This is a genomic window from Leptolyngbya boryana PCC 6306, from assembly GCF_000353285.1.
In the GTDB taxonomy this organism is placed as follows: Bacteria; Cyanobacteriota; Cyanobacteriia; order Leptolyngbyales; family Leptolyngbyaceae; genus Leptolyngbya; species Leptolyngbya boryana.
Genome location: NZ_KB731324.1, coordinates 4,369,809 through 4,388,282, shown reverse-complemented (window position 1 = coordinate 4,388,282; position 18,474 = coordinate 4,369,809). Strand labels below are relative to the sequence as shown.

Annotated in this window: 24 protein-coding genes; 13 read left to right on the top strand and 11 right to left on the bottom strand. The window is 47.0% G+C overall.

What is annotated here, in order from left to right; translation table 11 throughout:
- Positions 1-112: 112 nt before the first annotated feature.
- Positions 113-952, bottom strand: a complete 840-nt coding sequence (locus LEPBO_RS37890) for a retropepsin-like aspartic protease family protein (protein WP_017289724.1) — start codon at positions 950-952, stop codon at positions 113-115.
- A gap of 127 nt (positions 953-1,079) precedes the next feature.
- Here LEPBO_RS37890 and carA point away from each other — a divergent pair, with 127 nt between their 5' ends.
- The 5 genes from carA to LEPBO_RS0121895 all read left to right on the top strand — a co-directional run bounded on the left by carA (position 1,080) and on the right by LEPBO_RS0121895 (position 5,429).
- A complete protein-coding gene (gene carA, locus LEPBO_RS0121915; protein ID WP_017289723.1) occupies positions 1,080-2,219 on the top strand; it encodes a glutamine-hydrolyzing carbamoyl-phosphate synthase small subunit in 1,140 nt (379 codons plus the stop codon).
- A gap of 75 nt (positions 2,220-2,294) precedes the next feature.
- Positions 2,295-2,669 (top strand): STAS domain-containing protein, encoded by a 375-nt coding sequence (locus LEPBO_RS0121910; RefSeq protein WP_026148823.1) that lies wholly within the window; start codon positions 2,295-2,297, stop codon positions 2,667-2,669.
- Positions 2,670-2,838: 169 nt separating this feature from the next.
- Positions 2,839-3,234, top strand: a complete 396-nt coding sequence (locus LEPBO_RS0121905) for a Mini-ribonuclease 3 (protein ID WP_197693247.1) — start codon at positions 2,839-2,841, stop codon at positions 3,232-3,234.
- Positions 3,235-3,322: 88 nt separating this feature from the next.
- Positions 3,323-4,984 (top strand): 23S rRNA (guanosine(2251)-2'-O)-methyltransferase RlmB, encoded by a 1,662-nt coding sequence (rlmB, locus tag LEPBO_RS45085; RefSeq protein ID WP_017289720.1) that lies wholly within the window; start codon positions 3,323-3,325, stop codon positions 4,982-4,984.
- Between the two features lie 166 nt (positions 4,985-5,150).
- Entirely contained in the window at positions 5,151-5,429 is a 279-nt protein-coding gene (locus LEPBO_RS0121895) for a DUF1816 domain-containing protein (protein ID WP_017289719.1), read from the top strand.
- 142 nt (positions 5,430-5,571) lie between these two features.
- Here LEPBO_RS0121895 and LEPBO_RS0121890 read toward each other — a convergent pair whose 3' ends face one another.
- A complete protein-coding gene (locus LEPBO_RS0121890) occupies positions 5,572-6,396 on the bottom strand; it encodes an alpha/beta fold hydrolase (RefSeq protein WP_017289718.1) in 825 nt (274 codons plus the stop codon).
- A gap of 79 nt (positions 6,397-6,475) precedes the next feature.
- Between LEPBO_RS0121890 and LEPBO_RS0121885 the strand changes: the two genes are divergently transcribed.
- Positions 6,476-7,102: a DUF2996 domain-containing protein gene (locus LEPBO_RS0121885; RefSeq protein ID WP_017289717.1), complete on the top strand. Its 627-nt coding sequence runs from the start codon at positions 6,476-6,478 to the stop codon at positions 7,100-7,102.
- 82 nt (positions 7,103-7,184) lie between these two features.
- Here the strand turns inward: LEPBO_RS0121885 and hemJ are convergent, their stop codons facing one another.
- The gene (gene hemJ / locus LEPBO_RS0121880) at positions 7,185-7,760 is read right to left on the bottom strand and encodes a protoporphyrinogen oxidase HemJ (protein WP_017289716.1); all 576 of its coding nucleotides are present in this window, start codon (positions 7,758-7,760) and stop codon (positions 7,185-7,187) included.
- A gap of 9 nt (positions 7,761-7,769) precedes the next feature.
- Positions 7,770-7,970, bottom strand: a complete 201-nt coding sequence (locus tag LEPBO_RS0121875; protein ID WP_017289715.1) for a DUF2811 domain-containing protein — start codon at positions 7,968-7,970, stop codon at positions 7,770-7,772.
- Positions 7,971-8,470: 500 nt separating this feature from the next.
- Here LEPBO_RS0121875 and LEPBO_RS44485 point away from each other — a divergent pair, with 500 nt between their 5' ends.
- A complete protein-coding gene (locus tag LEPBO_RS44485; RefSeq protein ID WP_263970832.1) occupies positions 8,471-8,593 on the top strand; it encodes a hypothetical protein in 123 nt (40 codons plus the stop codon).
- A 41-nt stretch (positions 8,594-8,634) separates the two neighbouring features.
- Here LEPBO_RS44485 and LEPBO_RS0121870 read toward each other — a convergent pair whose 3' ends face one another.
- On the bottom strand, positions 8,635-8,949 hold the full coding sequence (locus LEPBO_RS0121870; protein ID WP_026148821.1) for a DUF3082 domain-containing protein: 315 nt from the start codon (positions 8,947-8,949) through the stop codon (positions 8,635-8,637).
- 367 nt (positions 8,950-9,316) lie between these two features.
- Here LEPBO_RS0121870 and LEPBO_RS0121865 point away from each other — a divergent pair, with 367 nt between their 5' ends.
- Positions 9,317-9,682 (top strand): hypothetical protein, encoded by a 366-nt coding sequence (locus tag LEPBO_RS0121865; protein WP_017289713.1) that lies wholly within the window; start codon positions 9,317-9,319, stop codon positions 9,680-9,682.
- Between the two features lie 90 nt (positions 9,683-9,772).
- Here LEPBO_RS0121865 and LEPBO_RS0121860 read toward each other — a convergent pair whose 3' ends face one another.
- The 5 genes from LEPBO_RS0121860 to moaA form a co-directional block, all read right to left on the bottom strand.
- Positions 9,773-10,240 carry a hypothetical protein gene (locus LEPBO_RS0121860; RefSeq protein WP_017289712.1) on the bottom strand — a complete coding sequence of 156 codons (468 nt, stop codon included), beginning with the start codon at positions 10,238-10,240 and terminating at the stop codon, positions 9,773-9,775.
- 154 nt (positions 10,241-10,394) lie between these two features.
- The gene (locus tag LEPBO_RS0121855) at positions 10,395-10,697 is read right to left on the bottom strand and encodes a hypothetical protein (RefSeq protein ID WP_017289711.1); all 303 of its coding nucleotides are present in this window, start codon (positions 10,695-10,697) and stop codon (positions 10,395-10,397) included.
- An 88-nt stretch (positions 10,698-10,785) separates the two neighbouring features.
- Entirely contained in the window at positions 10,786-11,835 is a 1,050-nt protein-coding gene (locus LEPBO_RS0121850; RefSeq protein ID WP_017289710.1) for an ABC transporter permease, read from the bottom strand.
- Between the two features lie 37 nt (positions 11,836-11,872).
- Entirely contained in the window at positions 11,873-12,415 is a 543-nt protein-coding gene (locus tag LEPBO_RS0121845) for an adenine phosphoribosyltransferase (protein ID WP_017289709.1), read from the bottom strand.
- A 174-nt stretch (positions 12,416-12,589) separates the two neighbouring features.
- Entirely contained in the window at positions 12,590-13,576 is a 987-nt protein-coding gene (gene moaA, locus LEPBO_RS0121835; protein ID WP_017289707.1) for a GTP 3',8-cyclase MoaA, read from the bottom strand.
- A gap of 455 nt (positions 13,577-14,031) precedes the next feature.
- Here moaA and LEPBO_RS42995 point away from each other — a divergent pair, with 455 nt between their 5' ends.
- Together LEPBO_RS42995 and LEPBO_RS37880 are read left to right on the top strand one after the other, a co-directional pair.
- Entirely contained in the window at positions 14,032-14,190 is a 159-nt protein-coding gene (locus tag LEPBO_RS42995) for a hypothetical protein (RefSeq protein WP_154660837.1), read from the top strand.
- Between the two features lie 98 nt (positions 14,191-14,288).
- A complete protein-coding gene (locus LEPBO_RS37880; protein ID WP_017289706.1) occupies positions 14,289-16,364 on the top strand; it encodes a CHASE2 domain-containing protein in 2,076 nt (691 codons plus the stop codon).
- 124 nt (positions 16,365-16,488) lie between these two features.
- Here the strand turns inward: LEPBO_RS37880 and LEPBO_RS44480 are convergent, their stop codons facing one another.
- The gene (locus tag LEPBO_RS44480) at positions 16,489-16,620 is read right to left on the bottom strand and encodes a hypothetical protein (protein WP_017289705.1); all 132 of its coding nucleotides are present in this window, start codon (positions 16,618-16,620) and stop codon (positions 16,489-16,491) included.
- A 399-nt stretch (positions 16,621-17,019) separates the two neighbouring features.
- On the opposite strand from LEPBO_RS44480, the gene LEPBO_RS0121820 reads away from it, so the two are divergent.
- From LEPBO_RS0121820 to LEPBO_RS0121810, 3 genes are all read left to right on the top strand, one after another.
- Entirely contained in the window at positions 17,020-17,286 is a 267-nt protein-coding gene (locus LEPBO_RS0121820; RefSeq protein WP_017289704.1) for a GlsB/YeaQ/YmgE family stress response membrane protein, read from the top strand.
- 163 nt (positions 17,287-17,449) lie between these two features.
- Positions 17,450-17,713 carry a hypothetical protein gene (locus tag LEPBO_RS0121815; RefSeq protein ID WP_017289703.1) on the top strand — a complete coding sequence of 88 codons (264 nt, stop codon included), beginning with the start codon at positions 17,450-17,452 and terminating at the stop codon, positions 17,711-17,713.
- 128 nt (positions 17,714-17,841) lie between these two features.
- Positions 17,842-18,312, top strand: coding sequence for an Hsp20/alpha crystallin family protein (locus LEPBO_RS0121810; RefSeq protein WP_026148819.1), 471 nt, complete (start codon positions 17,842-17,844; stop codon positions 18,310-18,312).
- Positions 18,313-18,474 lie beyond the last annotated feature (162 nt).

Here is an 18,474-nt window from a genome sequence, read left to right as displayed (position 1 = left end):
TCCCCACTCCCCACTCCCAAAACTAAATGCGGTTGACGACTAAAGCACATATACCGAGATCGAGAAAGAATTCGGCACACGCGGCACTGAGTATCAAAACACTTAGAAAGACCTAACCACACTTACCAAACTCGACGACATTACGCTTGATCGTAATATCGCAATCTCCAAAGAAATCGTGACCTAAAAGCCCGATATCCATAGGACCGATCGAGACTGGGACATCTCGAATCGTCTTACCTGACACCGACATCGATTGCACCATTGCAATTTGCACGGTGGTCACACCTGCTGCCGTCATCGCTTGAGTTTCACCAATTGATCGAGCACCCAACTGTCGTGCCATTTCTTGGGTGATCATTGTTGCCGAAGCCCCAGTATCCACCATCATTTCAAATCGCTGACGATTGTTAAACAACACATCCACGACCGGAATATTATTCTTTCGGTATTTAATTGGGACTTGTAACGTGCGCGATCGTTGGGCTGCAATCGTCGCGATCTCTTTAGACGACAAGGCTGGATCAACTTTAATCCCTGGGTCAAGCACTGCTACTTTTTCTTTGCCAGTTCGAGCAGCCCGATCCTCAGCATTTGCCAAAGCTTGATTAAATTCCCCAAGTTTCTGGTTGACGAATTTGCGATTGGGATCAGATTTAGGAACTTGTTTGAGTGCGGCGATCGCACTTTTCCACCGACTTGCGACTAACTGCCAATCTTCTGGAGACAGCGCCGATTGGCTAATTGATCGCGCACTAGCAGCACTGTCGAGAGCCGATTGATAAAAATCTTCGATCGTCTCCGGAGTCGGAGTTGGCTTGGGGGGAGCAGGAGGTGTCGCAACTTGAAGCGATCGCGTCTGTGTCAATTGCATCCGACTACAGCCCACCCCGATTGCAGCCGAGGTCGCCATTAACAGCGGCAAAATCACGCAAGTTCCAAATCTGAGCATAGTTCCGACGTCCGAAGTCTGTCTGTCTTAGCGTTCCCTCAAAATCTATGTAAAAGCTTAGGTAATCCTTGCAACCTGAAACAGACATGAAATAATGGATAGGATTTTTTAGAAGTTGCTCCTGTTTATGTCTTCTGCTGTTCAGCCTGCTTTACTTGTGCTTGCCGATGGAACGACGTATCGCGGATTCTCGTTCGGCGCAACCGGAACCACGATCGGAGAAGTCGTTTTTAATACTGGAATGACGGGTTATCAGGAAGTCATGACCGATCCCAGCTATCGCGGTCAAATCGTCACGTTTACTTATCCAGAACTGGGAAATACTGGAGTCAACCCAGAAGACGAAGAGTCAGATGTCCCACATGTGCGGGGTGTGATTGCGAGAAATATTTGTGAGCGTCCGAGCAATTGGCGATCGACCGCGACGCTCAGCGATTATCTCAAACAGCATCGACTCCTGGGAATTTATGGGATTGACACGCGTGCCCTAACCCGCAAACTGCGATCAGCAGGGGCGATGAATGGCGCAATCTCAACTGAAATTCTCGATCCCGGCGAACTGTTAGAACAAGTTCAGAACGCTCCCAGTATGGCTGGATTAAATCTCGTCAAAGAAGTTTCCACCGACAAAGTTTACGAGTGGTCAGAAAAAACAGAGACGATTTGGGAATTTAGCAGCACGGCTCAAACCCAAGAAGAACCCCTGACCGTCGTCGCGATCGATTTCGGAGTCAAGCGCAATATTCTGCGGCGCTTAGCAAGCTACGGCTGCCGAGTCATCGTTGTGCCCGTTGACACCCCACCCGAAGAAATCCTCAAATACAATCCTGACGGCATTTTCCTTTCCAATGGACCTGGCGATCCCGCCGCCGTCACTGAAGGAATTGCGACAACCAAAGCATTACTGGAAGCTCAAAAACCTCTATTTGGGATTTGCATGGGACACCAAATTTTAGGATTGTCTCTGGGAGCGGAAACCTTCAAGCTCAAATTCGGACATCGGGGATTAAATCAACCCTGTGGCTTGAGTCAGCAAATTGAAATTACCAGTCAAAATCATGGATTCGCCATTGATGCGAATTCTCTCTCTGACGCGACTGTCGAAATTACACATTTGAATTTGAACGACAAAACAGTTGCAGGACTGCGCCACAAGACGTTACCAATGTTTTCGGTGCAGTACCATCCAGAGGCAAGTCCAGGTCCACATGATGCCGATTATCTGTTCGAGAACTTCGTGCAATCGATGCGCGAAAACAAACAGTAGTCAAGTCTGCAGTAAGAGGGTATACTGGAGCGTCGAATTATATATTTGATTTTTCAATTATGGTAGGAGGGGGCTATTCCTGAGCAACTAACCCTAACAGTCAGTCTTCGAGGCACACGCGAAGTTAGGGACAATACATATCAACTCTTTCGCCTCGTAGGGCAACTTGATGCCTTTTCTGAACCGACCTTCCGGAAGGTGCTGACGAAGTGTATTGAGGATGGTCCTAAGCACGTTGTTTTAGATTTATCCAAAATCGACTTTGTGGATAGTTCGGGTTTGGGCGCTTTGGTGCAGGTCGCTAAAAAAGCGCAACAAGCCTCTGGAACCTTGCAGATTGTCACGAATGCACGGGTTACACAGACCGTGAAGCTAGTTCGCCTAGAGCAATTTCTTGCTTTACAACCGTCTGTGGAAACGGCGATTGAAAATATTCAATCTGCCTCTTAAGTCGATACATTTTCAGGAGTCTAGCGAATTCTATTTGCTGAGCCTCTCGAAGTTAGACCGCTATTCGTCTGCGCTCGAATAGTCGGTTTTTTCATGGTCTGCTAGGATCAGTAAGCTTGATTTCTCACGTGGAGCTAGAACAGATGTGATCTCAAATGAGTTAGGTTTTTTGGAATTGTCTCCAGGGTTGTCTGCTCCTTCCTCGTCTGAGATCCAGCGTCTTTCTCCGGCTGCATTTGCCTATTTGGGAGATGCAGTTTACGAACTGTATATTCGGAGGCAGTTTCTCTTGCCACCGAAGCGTTCTGAAGATTATCATCGGCAAGTTGTGTCGCATGTAAAGGCGGAGTCCCAAGCCGCGCATTTACGATCGCTCATGCCCCACTTAAGCGAAGCTGAACATGAGTTTGTCAAACGAGGTCGCAATGCCGCTTTAAACCGCCCGAAACGACTTGAGCCGGAAATTTATCAGCTTGCCACCAGTTTGGAAGCACTGATTGGCTATCTCTATCTCACTAACCCCGATCGTTTGTCTGAGTTACTAGGATTTCTCGACCTTCAGTAAACAGAATCAATACTAAGCTTGAGGCGAAGGTTACTGCTCGTCTCAAATTCGTATCTCTTCGCCTTCTCTTCAACAGGATTAAATCATTATGGCTACTTCCGATAGACGCAACTCCAATTCCAAGGGTCGAGCAAATCGCGATGCTGGTGGAGGCAAACCGAAGTTTAAGGGCAAGCGGGTTGGTGCTCCTAAACGTCGCGACAGTGAGGGCAGTTTCGATCGCGATTCTCGCCCTGAGCGCCGCTCTTACGATTCGGGTGAGCAACGCTTTGAAAAACGCGATAACTCTGCACGGGATCGCAATGAGGGTTCCGGTGAGCGCCGATATGAGCGCAAAGAGCGCAGCTTCGATCGTCCGAATCGCAATGATTCAGGTGAACGACGCTTTGAAAAACGCGATGGCTCCGGCGCACGTGGGCGGGATCGTTCAGAATTTAATGGCGAGAGAAGAGAGCGCAACTTTGACCGTCCCAAAGGCGAGTTCAATGGCGAAAAACGCAGCTTCGATCGCCCCAACCGTGAATTCAATGGCGAGAGAAGAGAGCGCAACTTCGATCGTCCCAAAGGCGAGTTCAACGGCGAAAAACGCAGCTTCGATCGTCCCAACCGTGAATTTAATGGTGAGAGAAGAGAGCGCAACTTCGATCGTCCGAATCGTGAGTTCAACGGCGAAAGAAGAGAACGACGTGGCGGCTACGAAAGCCGTGAGCGCAACTTTGACCGTCCAAGAGACGGATTTAAGGGCGAACAACGGAAAGAGCGCAACTTTGACCGTCCCACGGGTGAGCGACAAGAACGGAGCTTTGATCGCCCAAGAGGTGAGTTCGGGGGGCGGAAATTTGATCGGTCTGCACCTGGATCAGACTCACGATTTGAGAAGCGCGATCGCTTCTTAGCTGAACAAGCGCGCGATGATATTCCTTCGCATTTCGTTTCACATGATGAACCTTTTGAAAGCAATGAAGAACCCGATCTGCTCTATGGTCGCCATCCTGTCTTAACTGCTCTACAGGGAGAGCGCACTTTAAACCGAATTTGGGTAACTGAAAAGCTGCATTACGATCCCCGCTATTTGTCTTTACTAAACCAAGCAAAAGCCAACGGAACTGTCATTGATGAAGTAACCCCGAAACGATTGGATCAAATTACGCATGGTGCCAATCATCAGGGGATCGCAGCCCAAGTTGCAGCTTATGAGTACACCGAGCTAGACAATTTAATTGTGCGAGCTAAAGCAGCAACCGATCAGCCTGTGATTGTCGTTGCTGATGGGATTACTGATCCCCATAACTTAGGTGCAATCATTCGGACAGCCGAAGCTTTAGGAGCACAGGGGATCGTGATCCCGCAACGGCGTGCTGTTGGCGTAACCTCAACTGTGATGAAGGTTGCAGCAGGTGCGATCGAAAAACTCCCAGTTGCCCGTGTCGTCAATCTTGCGCGTGCTTTGGAAGATTTAAAATCCGCAGGATTTTGGATTTATGGCACAGCTTCTGAATCCAGTCAGCCGATTCATACGGTAAAATTTGCGAAAGCTGCTGTGGTGGTAATCGGTGCAGAAGGGGAAGGTTTAGGATTAGTGGTGCAGCGCGGGTGTGATGTACTGGTCTCAGTTCCACTACAAGGCACAACGCCCAGCTTAAATGCTTCTGTAGCAGCAGGAATGGCACTTTATGAAGTGTTCCGCCAACGCTGGGAAAGCACCATCCACATTGATGGACTTAAGCCAACTTTTGGATTGAAAAGTTAAGTGTAACGGAGTATAAAGAAGTTTGAACTCCAGTTTTGAAACATCAAGCACAGCACTGAACCGTCGATCGGATGCACAATCTAGGCATGATGCTTCTCAAAGTTTGCAGTTTGAACGGATGATTGCTCCTGTTTGCAGGTAGTTCTTTGGGTAAATAAACAGGCTTATGAATGAACTTTGGACAAGTTTTCTTAGTGCGGTCGGTTTTGCCTGGTGGGTTGAGGTGACAACCGATAATCCCCGCTGTGTGTATTATTTTGGTCCTTTTCCAAACCAGAAGACAGCAGCAACCCATCAAGGCGGCTATGTAGAAGATTTGGAGAAAGAGGGCGCAACGAATATCCGCATTGATGTAAAGCGTTGTAAGCCGTCGAATCTGACGATTTACGACGAGAAGGTGGATGTGGGGTTTAAAGTCTCCGGCGTGTTTAGTAGCCAGTATTAAACCATTCCTGTAGAGGCGGTTCGGTGAGCCGTCTCTACACCGTTTTATCAGGCATGATCCCTGCATCTGAGAGTTTGAGAAGACCGCCGAATCGCCCTCGCCTAGAAAACTACTAGGGGTGTGGATGAATGAAGTTCTACGATCACCTCCAACTTTCAGGGTGTTGATCGAGCCATTGATCGATATCGTCGAGGATTGTTTCGGGGATCTCCCAAGGCAATAAGTGCGCGGTGTTTGGATAAACTTTATATTCGCAGTTTGGTAGATTTTTCGCAGTTTCAACACTAGAAATCGCGGTGATATGTCGATCGTGTTCTCCTGCTAGCATGAGCACTGGACAGCTAATGTCTTCAAAATTTTGAACTCGATAGTAACCTGGACTCAACGCTGCATTCAAAGCTCGATTTGCAGCCAGCGAAGTCTTGAGAAAGGCATACATTGCATCACTCGCAATGTAGCGATAGGTTGCGGGTGTATGGTGTCGGACTAAGTAACGAAACAGCGATCGCTTTGCAAACGTATCAATGTTCCACTGCCAACCGGGGCGGACTGCATTGAGAATTCCAGCAATTGCAGTGAATAGATTGTCCTGAAAGCTAATTTTGGGATGATCTCCCCAGGGGCGCGCGGAAGTTGCAATCAAGATGAGTCCGCTGACTCGATCTGGAAATCGTGCAGCAAGTTCAAGTGCGATGATCCCGCCCAGTGACCAACCCAGAATTAAACAGCGATCGATTCCATACTGATCCAACACGCCCTGCAAATCATCCAGATGATCCAGCATGACGAAGTTTTCGCGTGTCTTGGATTGTCCGTAGCCACGTAGGTCAGGCGAAATTGTATAAAACCGTTGCGCGAAATGCTCAGTAAACACGCTCATACTGCGACCTGAGCCGGGATGCCCATGCAAACAGAGGATCGGATACCCGCTTCCATCAATCCAAACCTTCAAAGAAAATCGATTCATCGAGACACCTAAATCCTTTCGCTCACTTGCCGCTGTTCGATATTATTAAAGACGAGTACTCCCAAACGGAATTGGTGTTATGGCAACGGAAGAAACGAACCCTCAAGGTGAAGACAAGGAACTCCCACCAACCGTCGGTGGCAATGTCCCGGAGGTTGTCAAAGAAAACTTGCATAGCGAATCTACATCTGCGACGACTGAAATTCCTTCTGCGAATGCGCCTGATCCCACTGCCGTTGAGAATAATGTTAACTCAGCAAAACCGAAAGCTGCGAAATCTGATGAGGCGCTAAAACCTGCAAAGGCGAAGAAAGAAAAGGCTCCTAGTGTTGAAGACAAACCATTTGGAGAGTTCATTCAGCAAGATTATTTGCCGGCGCTCAAGCAAGGGCTAGAGAAATTAGGCACTCGATCGCTAGAGCTACATTTCGAGAAGCGCAAAATTCCGATCAAAGGATATGATCAGGCTCCAGAATGTTGGCAAGTGATTGGCAAGTGGCAGCCGAGTTACAAGCAGTTGCGCGAGTTCAACATTTACTTCTTTGATGAAAGCATTAATGGTCTGAAAGGCTTTGCGTGCGCCGAGGGTGATCTCCTGAGTACGATGGAGTCTTTTCTGATTGATGAACGGAAAGTTTCGCTCGACCTTTTGGTTTTTGGTGCAGTGCAGCGCTTGAATGGTCAAAAGTGGTTAGCACGGAATTAGTGAAAGCATGAATTAAAAAATCGCGATCGCACAAGTTACGATCGCGATTTTTTATGGAATTCAACTTGAATTCAACTTGAGATCACGAAACAGATTCTGCGATCGCTTGCGCCTCCTGTTCCTTAGCGAGGCGACGTTTTCTTGCATACAACTGAATGAATGCTGCCATCGCGATCGTCATTGCAAAAATGCCCCAAGCCGTTGCACTGGTTGGAATGTTATTCTTAAACACCGCCAGCATCACAACAATCACAAAAAACACCGTTGGAAACTCATTAAACCAGCGAAACTGCTGACCTGTCATTTTGCAAGTGTCTGATGCAAATTGTTTCATGATGCGCTTACAGAGATGGTGATATCCCACAAGCAAAGCAACACAGGCTAATTTGACATGCAGCCAAGGCTCTTTCAACACATCGGGTTCAGTTGAAATTAGCCCAATCGCCATGGCGATTGTGAGTAACATCGCTGGGGTCATAATGATGCTGTATAAGCGCTTCTCCATGATCTGATACTGCGCCTTAAGAATGCTGCGGGCAGGTTCGGGTTGTTCATTTGCTTCAGCATGGTAGACAAAGAGCCGAGGCAGATAAAACATTCCCGCAAACCAGCAGACAATTCCTACGATGTGAAACGCCTTAAACCACTGATATGCCATAGAAAATAATTAAGTGGAGTGTTTGAAAAGCGTATCGAGGTAAACCGAGGTTATTTGTCGATCGCATTCTCCATTCTGCAATAAAAAGAGGCTCAATGCGGCGGTTAGAACTTGATCTTGATCCCAATCTGGATGCTGCTCTAAATATTGGGTCAAGGAGGTATGAAGGGCTTCGGGAAGGTCGGTTAAGATGCTGATGATCGGGTACATAAAAGCTCTCGATTTGGAGATGTAAACAAACGAGCCTGGTTTTTCAACAGGCTGTGGAAAACTTCAATCGACACAAAAAAGTTCAGCCAGAGCTTACGATGCGAGTTTGCATCATTAAGATCGGCTAGGACGTTGCATATGTACTGGTTTCAGCCGTTTTTGAAGCGGTTTCTGAAACGGTCTTATTGTGCTTCCAAATGCTTATTTCTGTCAATGCTAGAAAATGTATCGTAAAGGATCATTTCAGCAGAATACGACGATGGAATGGGGGTTTCAGCGATTTCACTTTCTGAATTCTGATCACTACAGCCTGTTATTATACATTTTCTGATGGTTTTTTCAGTGTAAACACGGTTTTTCCACAGGATCACCTTTTTTCCTGTGGAAAACTACGCTACCCTGTGGAAAAGTAGCGTAAAGATCTGTGGAAAACTTGAATTTTCAGTCTCCGTTGGGGTTAAACTGTGTGCCGAAATTCGGGCAGTTCTGCGAGGGATGATATGTTGAGGTTTGCTGGGGAAACAGATGCAACCCTAAGCGATGCCGACTGGCGGGATGTCGATCGAGAAAGTCTCAAGAAAAAAAGAATTTGGACATGCCTGCTTGCCGATTCGGGCTTTTGATTTTAGCAGGAGTTGGCTCAGGAAGTCACGGTTTTTTTGCTTTAGTTTGCGGAAGAATCCGGTTTGCGGAACAGCAGTTGGATGGCGAGGGCAAATAGTCCCAGAGCTGCAAGTCCGAAAATTCCGGTTCCCATTGCGCTCATGCCCAAAACGAGGGTGCGGACGGCGGAGGAAATGCGCTGAACGATAAGTGTCGTGTCGGTATCGATCGGTTTGGTAGCGAAAGAAATCGCGATCGAGCTTGTCATGTTGTAGAGCGCATAAGCGAGGACAGCGGCAACGATCGCGCCGAGGAGGCAGCGGAGTGGGGTAGGGGATTGGGGAGTAGGGGATTGGGGGGTAGGGGAGTCTGACATGAGGAGTCTATCGATCGAGTGTCTGTCTAGTTTAAAACATCGCCTGCTGCTGAAGTGACTAATTCTCATCCCCTTTCCCAGGCAGACTTTAGAAAGGTTGTGCTGAGCTATGTTTAGAGATTGAGTACAGGGTTAATAGCTGTCGCGAGTCTGCAAATCCAATGTTCTAAACTGGAAAAAGCTTCTGCTGTTTCAGCCGCAGAGATTGAGACGGCGCAAAGCTTCTGAGCAGGAGGGCTGACTTTCAATTCAAAGGTTTAGATGATTTCTGAGCGATCGGCGTTATCGCGAGCCTTGGAATATCGGGGCGACTGAAACAGGTCGTCTACGAGCGATCGCTCATTGCATCAGAGGAGATAACCCGCTAATGACACCCTTTCTTCCCTGGGATGATCTTCCCCCAGAACAGCTTGGAATCGACGATCGCGACCTGCGCCGTCAGCTTGACTTATCTCTTACCCAACGCTTTCGACAACAGTGCACTTCAGAACTCCAAACCTTACTCAATGCCTGTGCTTGGGCAATCACAACTACCACGAATGTTGTCACGTTAGTGATTGTTTGTCCTAATCGTGTAACGAATTGGGCAATACTCAGTCAGGTTGTCAATCTGGGCAATGAGCTAGCAGAATTTTCTACAGATGCTCGAATCCGCATCTACCCTACTCCAGAGATGCTCGATCAGTTTGAGATTCGAGTCGATGAACTCTCCATTTATCAAGATGGAGCTTGATCATTGCAAAAATCATTGCAAAAAAAAAGAGGCAATATCCTAATTACCTCCTTAGTCTGCATTTATCCACGTTTAAGCCAGCTGTAGGATTTAGTCATTCATTGAGTTCATCGCTTTCTTCGCTGCTCTTTCTGCTTGCTTAGCGGTTTTCTTAGCGGTCTTCTCAGCATCTTTTGCAGCTTTCTTGGCTTCACTGCTGAGCTTTGCAGGTGCTTCTCCAGCGTTATCTAACCCTTCTTCGATCTGTTGCTCGATCGATTTAGCGTCGGTATTCGATGGGCGCTTCATGTTATAGAAGCCTGCGGTGCCTTGCACTTCGTTGATCGCGCCACCTTTCGAGCGATCGCGAACTTCTTCGAGTGATTGCAAACCACCTTTATCGATCGTGTCTTTCGCAGTCCGTTCATATTCTTTTGCGACTTCGGATGCTTCGTTCGTCATCGGTTTGTCTTTGACAACAGCTTGAGCCGAAGCGCTCGATACCACTGAGACAAACATCATCGTTGCACAGAGGCAAACCGTGAAGAAAAACCGGAGTCCAGATAACAAAGATTTCATACAGATACCCTCCATAGGTACAGAGTTTTTTTAGAAACTTGCCAAAGGCAGTTCGCGTTAAATCTGCAACTATCTACTCAAACTTTCCCATCGATCACCATCTGCATCAGGGTGAGTTTTTCTTCCAGTGATTCCTATCTCAAGGTGGATGAGGCTAAGATTTTGACAGAAATTCGATGGTAGGAATCAAAGGGTCTTTGACGATGCCAAATCCCTTATAGCCCCAGCGATCAAGCAAACTCGTCATTTGCGAGCCAATGATCGATTCGGTGACAAAGCGATCGCTCATTTCACCTGCATACTTGTTCAGGTATCCCAATGCATCGAATTGTTCTTGAAAGAGTAGGACATACCCATTTGCAGGCGATCGCGCTTCGTCTTCTTTTAACTTCGGATAAGCAGCAAGATAGCTGCCGTCAATTCTCGATCGAATTAAATAGTAAGTCTGTGAAAACATTTTTAGCTCTCATCTTGATGTCCTGAACTTTAAAGTCAGGTTTAGTTCAGACGAATCATGATTGATGCTCATCTGCCTAGAATCCATGCTAATTCAAGTCATCAATGCTAATTCGTGGATCAACTGCTTTCAGCAGTAAATCAGCTAGTAAATTCCCGACAATGAGCATCACTGCTCCCATCATCAAGCTCGACATAATCAAGTACAGATCTTGAGCCTGAACAGCTTGCAAAATCAATCTCCCCAAGCCTGGGAGATTAAAGAAATTCTCCGTGATAAAGGCCCCACCTAACAGGCTGGCAAATTCAAAGCCCAAAAGCGTAATCAGCGGGTTGATTGCATTTCGCAACGCATGAACATAAATCACGCGATTTTCGGACAGTCCCTTTGCGCGCGCCGTTTGCACATAATCTTGGCGCAACACATCGAGCAACTGACCTCGCATAATTCGCTGCAATCCGGCAAATCCTGCGATCGCTAAAGCCAAAGTCGGCAAAATCAAATGCCAGGCAACATCGAGAATCTTACCGAACCAATTCAAATCTGCAAAATCAATGCTGGTCAGATCTCCCACTGGAAACAGGGGCGAAGTATTCTGTGCAAAAATGAGCAGCAGCAAAGCAGTCACAAAGCTTGGAAATCCTTGTCCTGCATAGCTGAGTACTTGTAAAACTCGATCCACCCATTTTTGCTGTTTAATCGCTGCTAAGATTCCCAACGGAATCGCCACGCCCCACGTTACAACCAGCGAAGTGATTGCTAGTAAAAGCGTGGGGGGAACTCGTTCCCAGAGCAATGATACAACCGAGCGATTGTAAACAAAACTCGTTCCGAAGTCACCTTTTGTAATGATGTTCCAGACCCACAAGAAGAACTGTTCGATCCAAGATCGATCCAACCCATATTGCTTGCGAAGTTGATCAATCCGTTCTGGCGAAATTTTCGGGTTTTCGCGCAGCGTATCGAGGTAGTCACCTGGCGCAAGCTGAATGATGAAAAAGCTTAATGCGGCGGCAAGCAAGAGTGTAAATAATGCTTGCAATAATCGCTTCATCACATAAATCGAAGTTTCACTGGTCAGCGCTTCAAGAATTCGATCGAAACCAGATTGGAATCTTCTAGGGGTTGAAGTAGTCATGTGGAAAACCAGAGCGATCGGTTTCGTGATTATAGCGCTAGTATTCGACGAGCGTAACGATCGGAACTTGCGGCAAGCGATCGCGTCCTTGCAATTCTTTTAATTCAATCAAAAACGCACAGCCGACTAATTCACACCCAATTTGTTGAACCAGTTTTGCCGTTGCACCTGCGGTTCCGCCCGTGGCAATCAGATCGTCCACAATTAAGATGCGGCTTCCAGGCTGTACCGCGTCTTGATGCATCTCTAAGGTGTCTGTCCCATATTCCAATTCGTATTCAACGGAATGCACCGCAGCGGGCAGTTTTCCAGGCTTACGGACAGGCACAAATCCGATATTCATTCGGTAAGCCAAGGGTGCGCCGAAAATAAACCCTCGCGATTCCATGCCCACGATGTAGTCAGGATTGAGGTGAGAACATTTTTCCTCAAATAGCTCGATCGTGGCTCTTAGTCCGGCTGGATTTTGTAATAAAGTTGTAATGTCTCTGAACAGAATACCGGGTTTGGGAAAATCTGGAATTTCGCGGATGAAGGGTTTGAGATCCATAATGGGCAAGACTGGAAGAAGGTCAGTCATATCTTACCGTTCGCTTGAGTCTCGGCAAAGATTTCTACAGTTTGCAACTGAGACGATCGCTCAAAAATCTCGGCATCGATCGTGATCGTAGACAAATTTGATTTTCCCGCTGTCATTCAATACTTGGGAATTCTCTCTGGTTTCCTGCAAATTTGTCATGTCACTCTCAGCTTCTCAACCTCCAATCTGCGACATCGTGCGGTGATACTTCCCAGTGGTGCCCGAATCACGCTGTTTGTAGTTAATCTCAGGCTTCAGCCCTAAAAGTTCACTGACCTGCTCGCGCAGTGCTTGAGTCGAAACGCCCGATCGCAGTTGCGATCGCAAATCAATCTGTCCGATCTCATTGAGCAAACAAGGGCGGAGCCAACCATCGGCAGATAATCGCATTCGATTACAGCGATCGCAAAAACATTCCGACATTTGACTAATAAATCCCAACGTCCCCTTCGCCCCTGGAATCCGAAACACATCCGCTGGACCATTTCCTTTCACACTCGCTTCTGTTAATCCCCAGCGTTCTCGAATCTGTTGACGAATGGTTTCTGAATCGATCCAACCCTGTTGCTGAAACAATTGATCATTCCCAATCGGCATGAACTCAATAAATCGCACATGCCATTCTCGATCAAGACTCAGAGCTGCTAACTCTAGCACTTCATGATCATTCACACCTGGAATCACCACAACATTCAGCTTCAAAGGACTAAATCCAATCCGATGCGCGGCTTGAATTCCATCCCAAACCTGCTGCCAACGAGACTTACCTCGATGACCAATAATTTGATCAAAGATTTCTGGAACGAGTGAATCTAAACTAATGTTGATTCTTCTCAATCCTGCATCATAGAGATCCTGCGCCATCGACTCTAGTAAGAAGGCATTGGTCGTCATCGACAAGTCTTTGGTTTCAGGAAATTGTGCGATCGCGCTGACAATCTCGACGACTCCCGGACGAATCAAAGGCTCTCCCCCCGTCAGCCGAAATCGTGTAAACCCAACTGGAATAAACACCTCTCGCAGCAATGTCAGCAACTCCGCCTGAGTCAACAGATCTTGCTGCAATACATACGCTAAGTCACTTCCTTCCGGCATACAATATTGGCACCGGAAATTACAGCGATCAACTAAACTAATTCGTAGATAATCAACTTGGTTCATCGTTCCATTCTGCCGGATGCGCCCCGAAAGCCGCAATCTCCTCAAAACTACTCAGGCGATTCATAAATCTTATAAAGCGTGTATCAATTGCAACTCGGTCATTTCAGCCTGAAAGTGGAACATCAACTTCGGTCTTCATCAAACCTCTATCATCTCTTCAGGAAAACTTGTTTGAAGAAGCAGGAAACCGCCGTAAAAATACTGAGATATCTTCCTGGGTTTGTATAGTAACTTAATTGCGTCCGAACCCCGTATCCATCGACAGTTTCACCGATCGCTCTATTCTTTATTTGCGTGAACCATCTCTTCTCTCTTAAGTCATTTGATGCGACTGAGGCAACTCACCCGCTCATTTACTGACCTACTGGTTCACATCATGGCTCAACCTCGTTACGACAGAACTGTCGATCGAAGACTCAGAACAGTGTCATCAGATTATTCCATTGGGCAAAAATATGACTACTTCTCGCCTTGCTTACACAGTTTTCGCTATCGGTTTGTCGGTTGGGATTCAGATTATTTCCGCTTCAAGCTATTCTGCCTACGCCCAAATCACACCGCCTCCAAATTCAGGTTCACCCGGAACCACCACAGGTGGCGGATCGCGATCTTAATTATTTTCAGTTGCGGTAGACAACTTCATCACACTGCCCTAAAGTTTGTAAAGACTTGACAATAACAGCAGCTTAGGGGCTAGGAGTGGTGAAAATCAGTGCGGCAGTGGGTAAGAGTTAGTCTCAGCACGATCGCAACAGCAACAGCAGTTCTCGGAATGCAGCTTGCTGGCGCATTCCAGCAATTGGAGTTAATGGTGCTCGATCAATGGTTTCGGGCACGTCTCTTAGAACCTGTCGACTCCCGGTTGGTCATCGTCACGATCGACGAATCTGACTTTAATTCACTCAGACAATACCCAATTTCAGATGAACTCCTGGCTGAGTTGCTCACCAAGATTCAGCGCCAAAAGCCACGAGTCGTGGGAATGGATCTGTATCGAAATCTGCCTGTTGAACCTGGACATGCCGCCTTGCAAAAGGTTTACAGTCAAATGTCCAATCTGATTGGCATTGAGAAGACGATCAGCGGCAACAACTTTCCTTCCGTTGATCCCCCGCCTATCCTGCGTCAGCGCAATCAAATTGCAGCGAGCGATATTGTTCTCGATCACGATGGCAAAGTGCGGCGCAACCTGCTTTCGCTGAGAGTCAATAAGCTATGGGGAAAAGATTCGCGGACGCTGGAAACCTTGGGAACTCGCTTGGCGCTAGAGTATCTCAAAGCAGAAGGCATTACGCCAAAACCGATCTCCGGAACATCTCAGATCCAACTCGGGCGCGCCCGCTTGGAAGCTTTGTCGCCGACAACTGGGGGGTATGTTCGCGCGGACACGGGTGGATTTCAGCTGATGGCGAATTTTCGCAATCTGAGGCAGCGCTTTACCTCGGTTAGTTTTAACGATGTGCTACAAGATCGGGTTCCCGCCGGATTGATGCAAGATCGCATCGTGGTGATTGGGTCGATCGCAGAAAGTCTTAACGATCGCTTTTTTACCCCCTATTCGCAAACGGCTCAAATGACTTCAGCAGGCGTTGAAGTGCATGCAGATTTCTCCAGCCAGTTGATTAGCGCTGCGATCGAGGGCAGACCACTTTTACGAGGGGTTCCGGCTGGAGTCGGGGGCGCTTGGTTGTTAATTTGGCTTGGGGGCGGTGCGGTCTTAGGGTGGCGAGTAAAATCGTTGCGATTGGCACTGATATTAGCCGTTGGCGTTACGTTAAGCGGCATTGCTGGAACGTATCTTTTATTTTTGGCAGGCTGGTGGATGCCGATCGTCGCTCCAATTTTGGGAATGAAATTGGTCGCGTTAACCATGCGGATGCATTTAGTTTGGCGATCGCTCTCTGAATCTCATGACATGCTGCAACATTATGCAAAAACTTTAGAACAGAAAGTCGAAGAGCGCACCCAAGCTTTAAAGCAACAGAATCTTGAATTGATGCAGGCAAAACAAGAAGCCGAAGCTGCTGATCGAGCTAAAACAACGTTCCTTGCCAATGTAAATCATGAGTTGCGCACGCCACTGTCCATTATTCTCAGCAGCAGCGAATTGATGGGTTACGATAAATCGCTTGCACCGAAACAGAAAGAGCGATTGACGATGATTACTCAAAGTGTGCAGCACCTTTTAGATTTGATCAACGGTGTTTTAGAGTTGGCAAAACTCGAAGCGAATGCAGAAACTGTCGAGTTGCAAGCCGTGTCGATTCCCCAGATGTTGCACAGTTTAGAAGAACTCTATCAACCTCAAGCGATCGCGCGCGATTTAACCCTAACGCTGCACTGCGATCAAGAGGTTCCAGAGTGGGTACAAACTGACGAATGCAAGTTACGGCAAGTCTTAATGAATCTTCTGACCAATGCACTGAAGTTTACTCAACAAGGTGCTATTTCTCTGCGCGTCTTATGGATAGAAGCATCGCGATTGCGCTTTGAAGTCGAAGATACTGGGATTGGAATTGCGCCGCACGAGATGCAGTCGTTGTTTAAACCATTTATGCAAACCGAGTCAGGGCGCAGATCTGGACAAGGTTCTGGCTTAGGCTTATCCATTAGCCAACAATTACTCCAGCTACTTGGCTCCAAGCTCCAAGTTCACAGTACTCTGCAAGTTGGGACTATGTTTTGGTTTGATCTGGATGCAGAATTCGTCACGTCTGCCGAAAGCGATGCTTCTGCCTCCGAAGTTGCAATCACTCACTTAGAATTACGCGATCGCCTCGGTGCATAAGCATACAAGACCTTGATCTGCTAGGAAGCCTCACTCTCCCTTTGTCTATGCAAAAATGTCAATGCAAAAAAAAGGGCTGCATCCAATCAGCCCCTTCAGTCGCAAATTTTAGTACTCCCGCAAGCTATTTGCTCGATCTCCGCAAGTAAACCCAATGACGATAGTTCGGATGAACATGACCTTCTGGCTCGCGTTGCGGACTGTGTTCTACTTGGGGTTGGTCTTTTTCCGAGTTCTGACGTTGAAAGAATTTCATAAGAGTCCTCCTCAATGAAGTAATTGCAGGAGGCACTTCCAAACCTGTCACCATGCAAATCGACGCATGTCCGAATCTTTTTTGTGCCCTGTGATACTATTTTAACTCACTTTACGTGAACGTCATATGACCTGAGATAGAATCTTATCCCTGCCAAAGTACGAGTATCAGAAAATTCTGAATGATGAATTAAATCGTTTTGTAAACTCGAAGTAAAAAATTGAACAATAGCTTTAGTACACTTACGGTCGTAGATTATTAAATAAAAATTTTATTGCTTTGTTAAAAGCAAAGAGGAAGATATAGTATCTCCACAGATAGAAAAAGTCGGTCGCTATTCTATACCTGCGATCGCACATTCTTATCAGCTAAGACATTGAAGCTCTAGGAGAAACTTCTGTGAACATTATTGCTTGGGCATTACTTGGAATTGTCGCTGGCGCGATCGCGAAGCTGCTTTATCCCGGTCGCCAAGGCGGCGGCATTCTCAGCACCATGATTTTGGGAATTGCAGGCGCAATGCTAGGAGGTAGCTTATTCTCGCTGATCACGGGCGGCGGTAAGATCGCCATCTCGGTATTTAGCCTACCGAGCTTAATTGTGGCAATTCTGGGTGCAATGATTGCAATCTTCTTGTGGGGATTAGTCACTCGCAGCGCTTCTTAAGATTGTAAAACTCTTTTAAGTTCAACATTAGGGGTTGTACTACTTCTCTTCCTCTGAATAGGGAGACGAATTGTACGATCCCTTCTTTTTAGTAGAGGTCAAACTGCGATCGCAAATCGTATGCTGAGATGCATTCAAGATTTGTAACTAAGGTAAAACAGTGATGACCTACCTCGGACAGCACATCGAAATCACAGAGCAAGATTCCGGTTGGATTGGGGTCTGGTGGCATGAAGGAGGCATGATCCAGCTTGGATTTTTCCTGAACGCGCCAGATGCATGGCAAGCCGTTACAGAATTGATTCAGCGGGATTTAGCCGTACGCTGTTTACTCGGTGTCTTGGATGAATGGCGCGACCACGATCAGATTGATGACATTGAATATGCGCTAGGTGTCAATTCACTCGTCGAATTTGTCTTAGCTTAGCTTGTCTGAGCATAGTCGGTTAGCTCTACTCAGAGAGTACAGTTTACGCGACTGTCGATTGCCTCAAGATGCGGCACGATAAGGACATGAAGATTCAAGTTCTTAATCGTTTTTCAAGAGGTGACAAGATGTTAGTTCGTTACTGGCAACCCTGGCGAGAAATCGATACATTCCGTCGCCAATTTGACCAATTGCTTGATTCGATGGCTCCGATGACCCATGAGCCGACTGACTGGACTCCTGCAGTCGAATTAAAAGATACAGGTCATGAGTTTGTTCTCCGCGCCCAACTCCCTGGCATTGACGCAAAGGATCTTGATGTTCAGGTGACCAAAGATGCGGTTTCGTTAGCAGGTGAGCATCGCCAAGAATCAAAGACCGAAGAAGGTGGATTCTTTAGAAGCGAATTCCGCTATGGTAAGTTTCAACGAGTCATTCCTCTTCCAGTTGAAGTGAAGAATGATCAAGTCAAAGCTGAGTTCAAAGATGGAATTTTGAGCTTGATCTTGCCGAAAGTTGATCAAGTCAAGACTGTGAAGTTGAATTTGGCAGATGCCACAGGCGCGATCGCAGGGACACCTGAACCGACCAACGCATAGTTTGCAGATTGAATTCTAAACAGATTGAACTCTGAAGAGGTGGGAGGCACGATCGTGCCTCCCATTTTTTGTGTGTGCTAGCAGTCAAATATGAATCTCTGCAAAACTCCGGATGTCATCTCAGAAGATTATGTCAAACTGAAACTGTCTCTTCGCAACAAC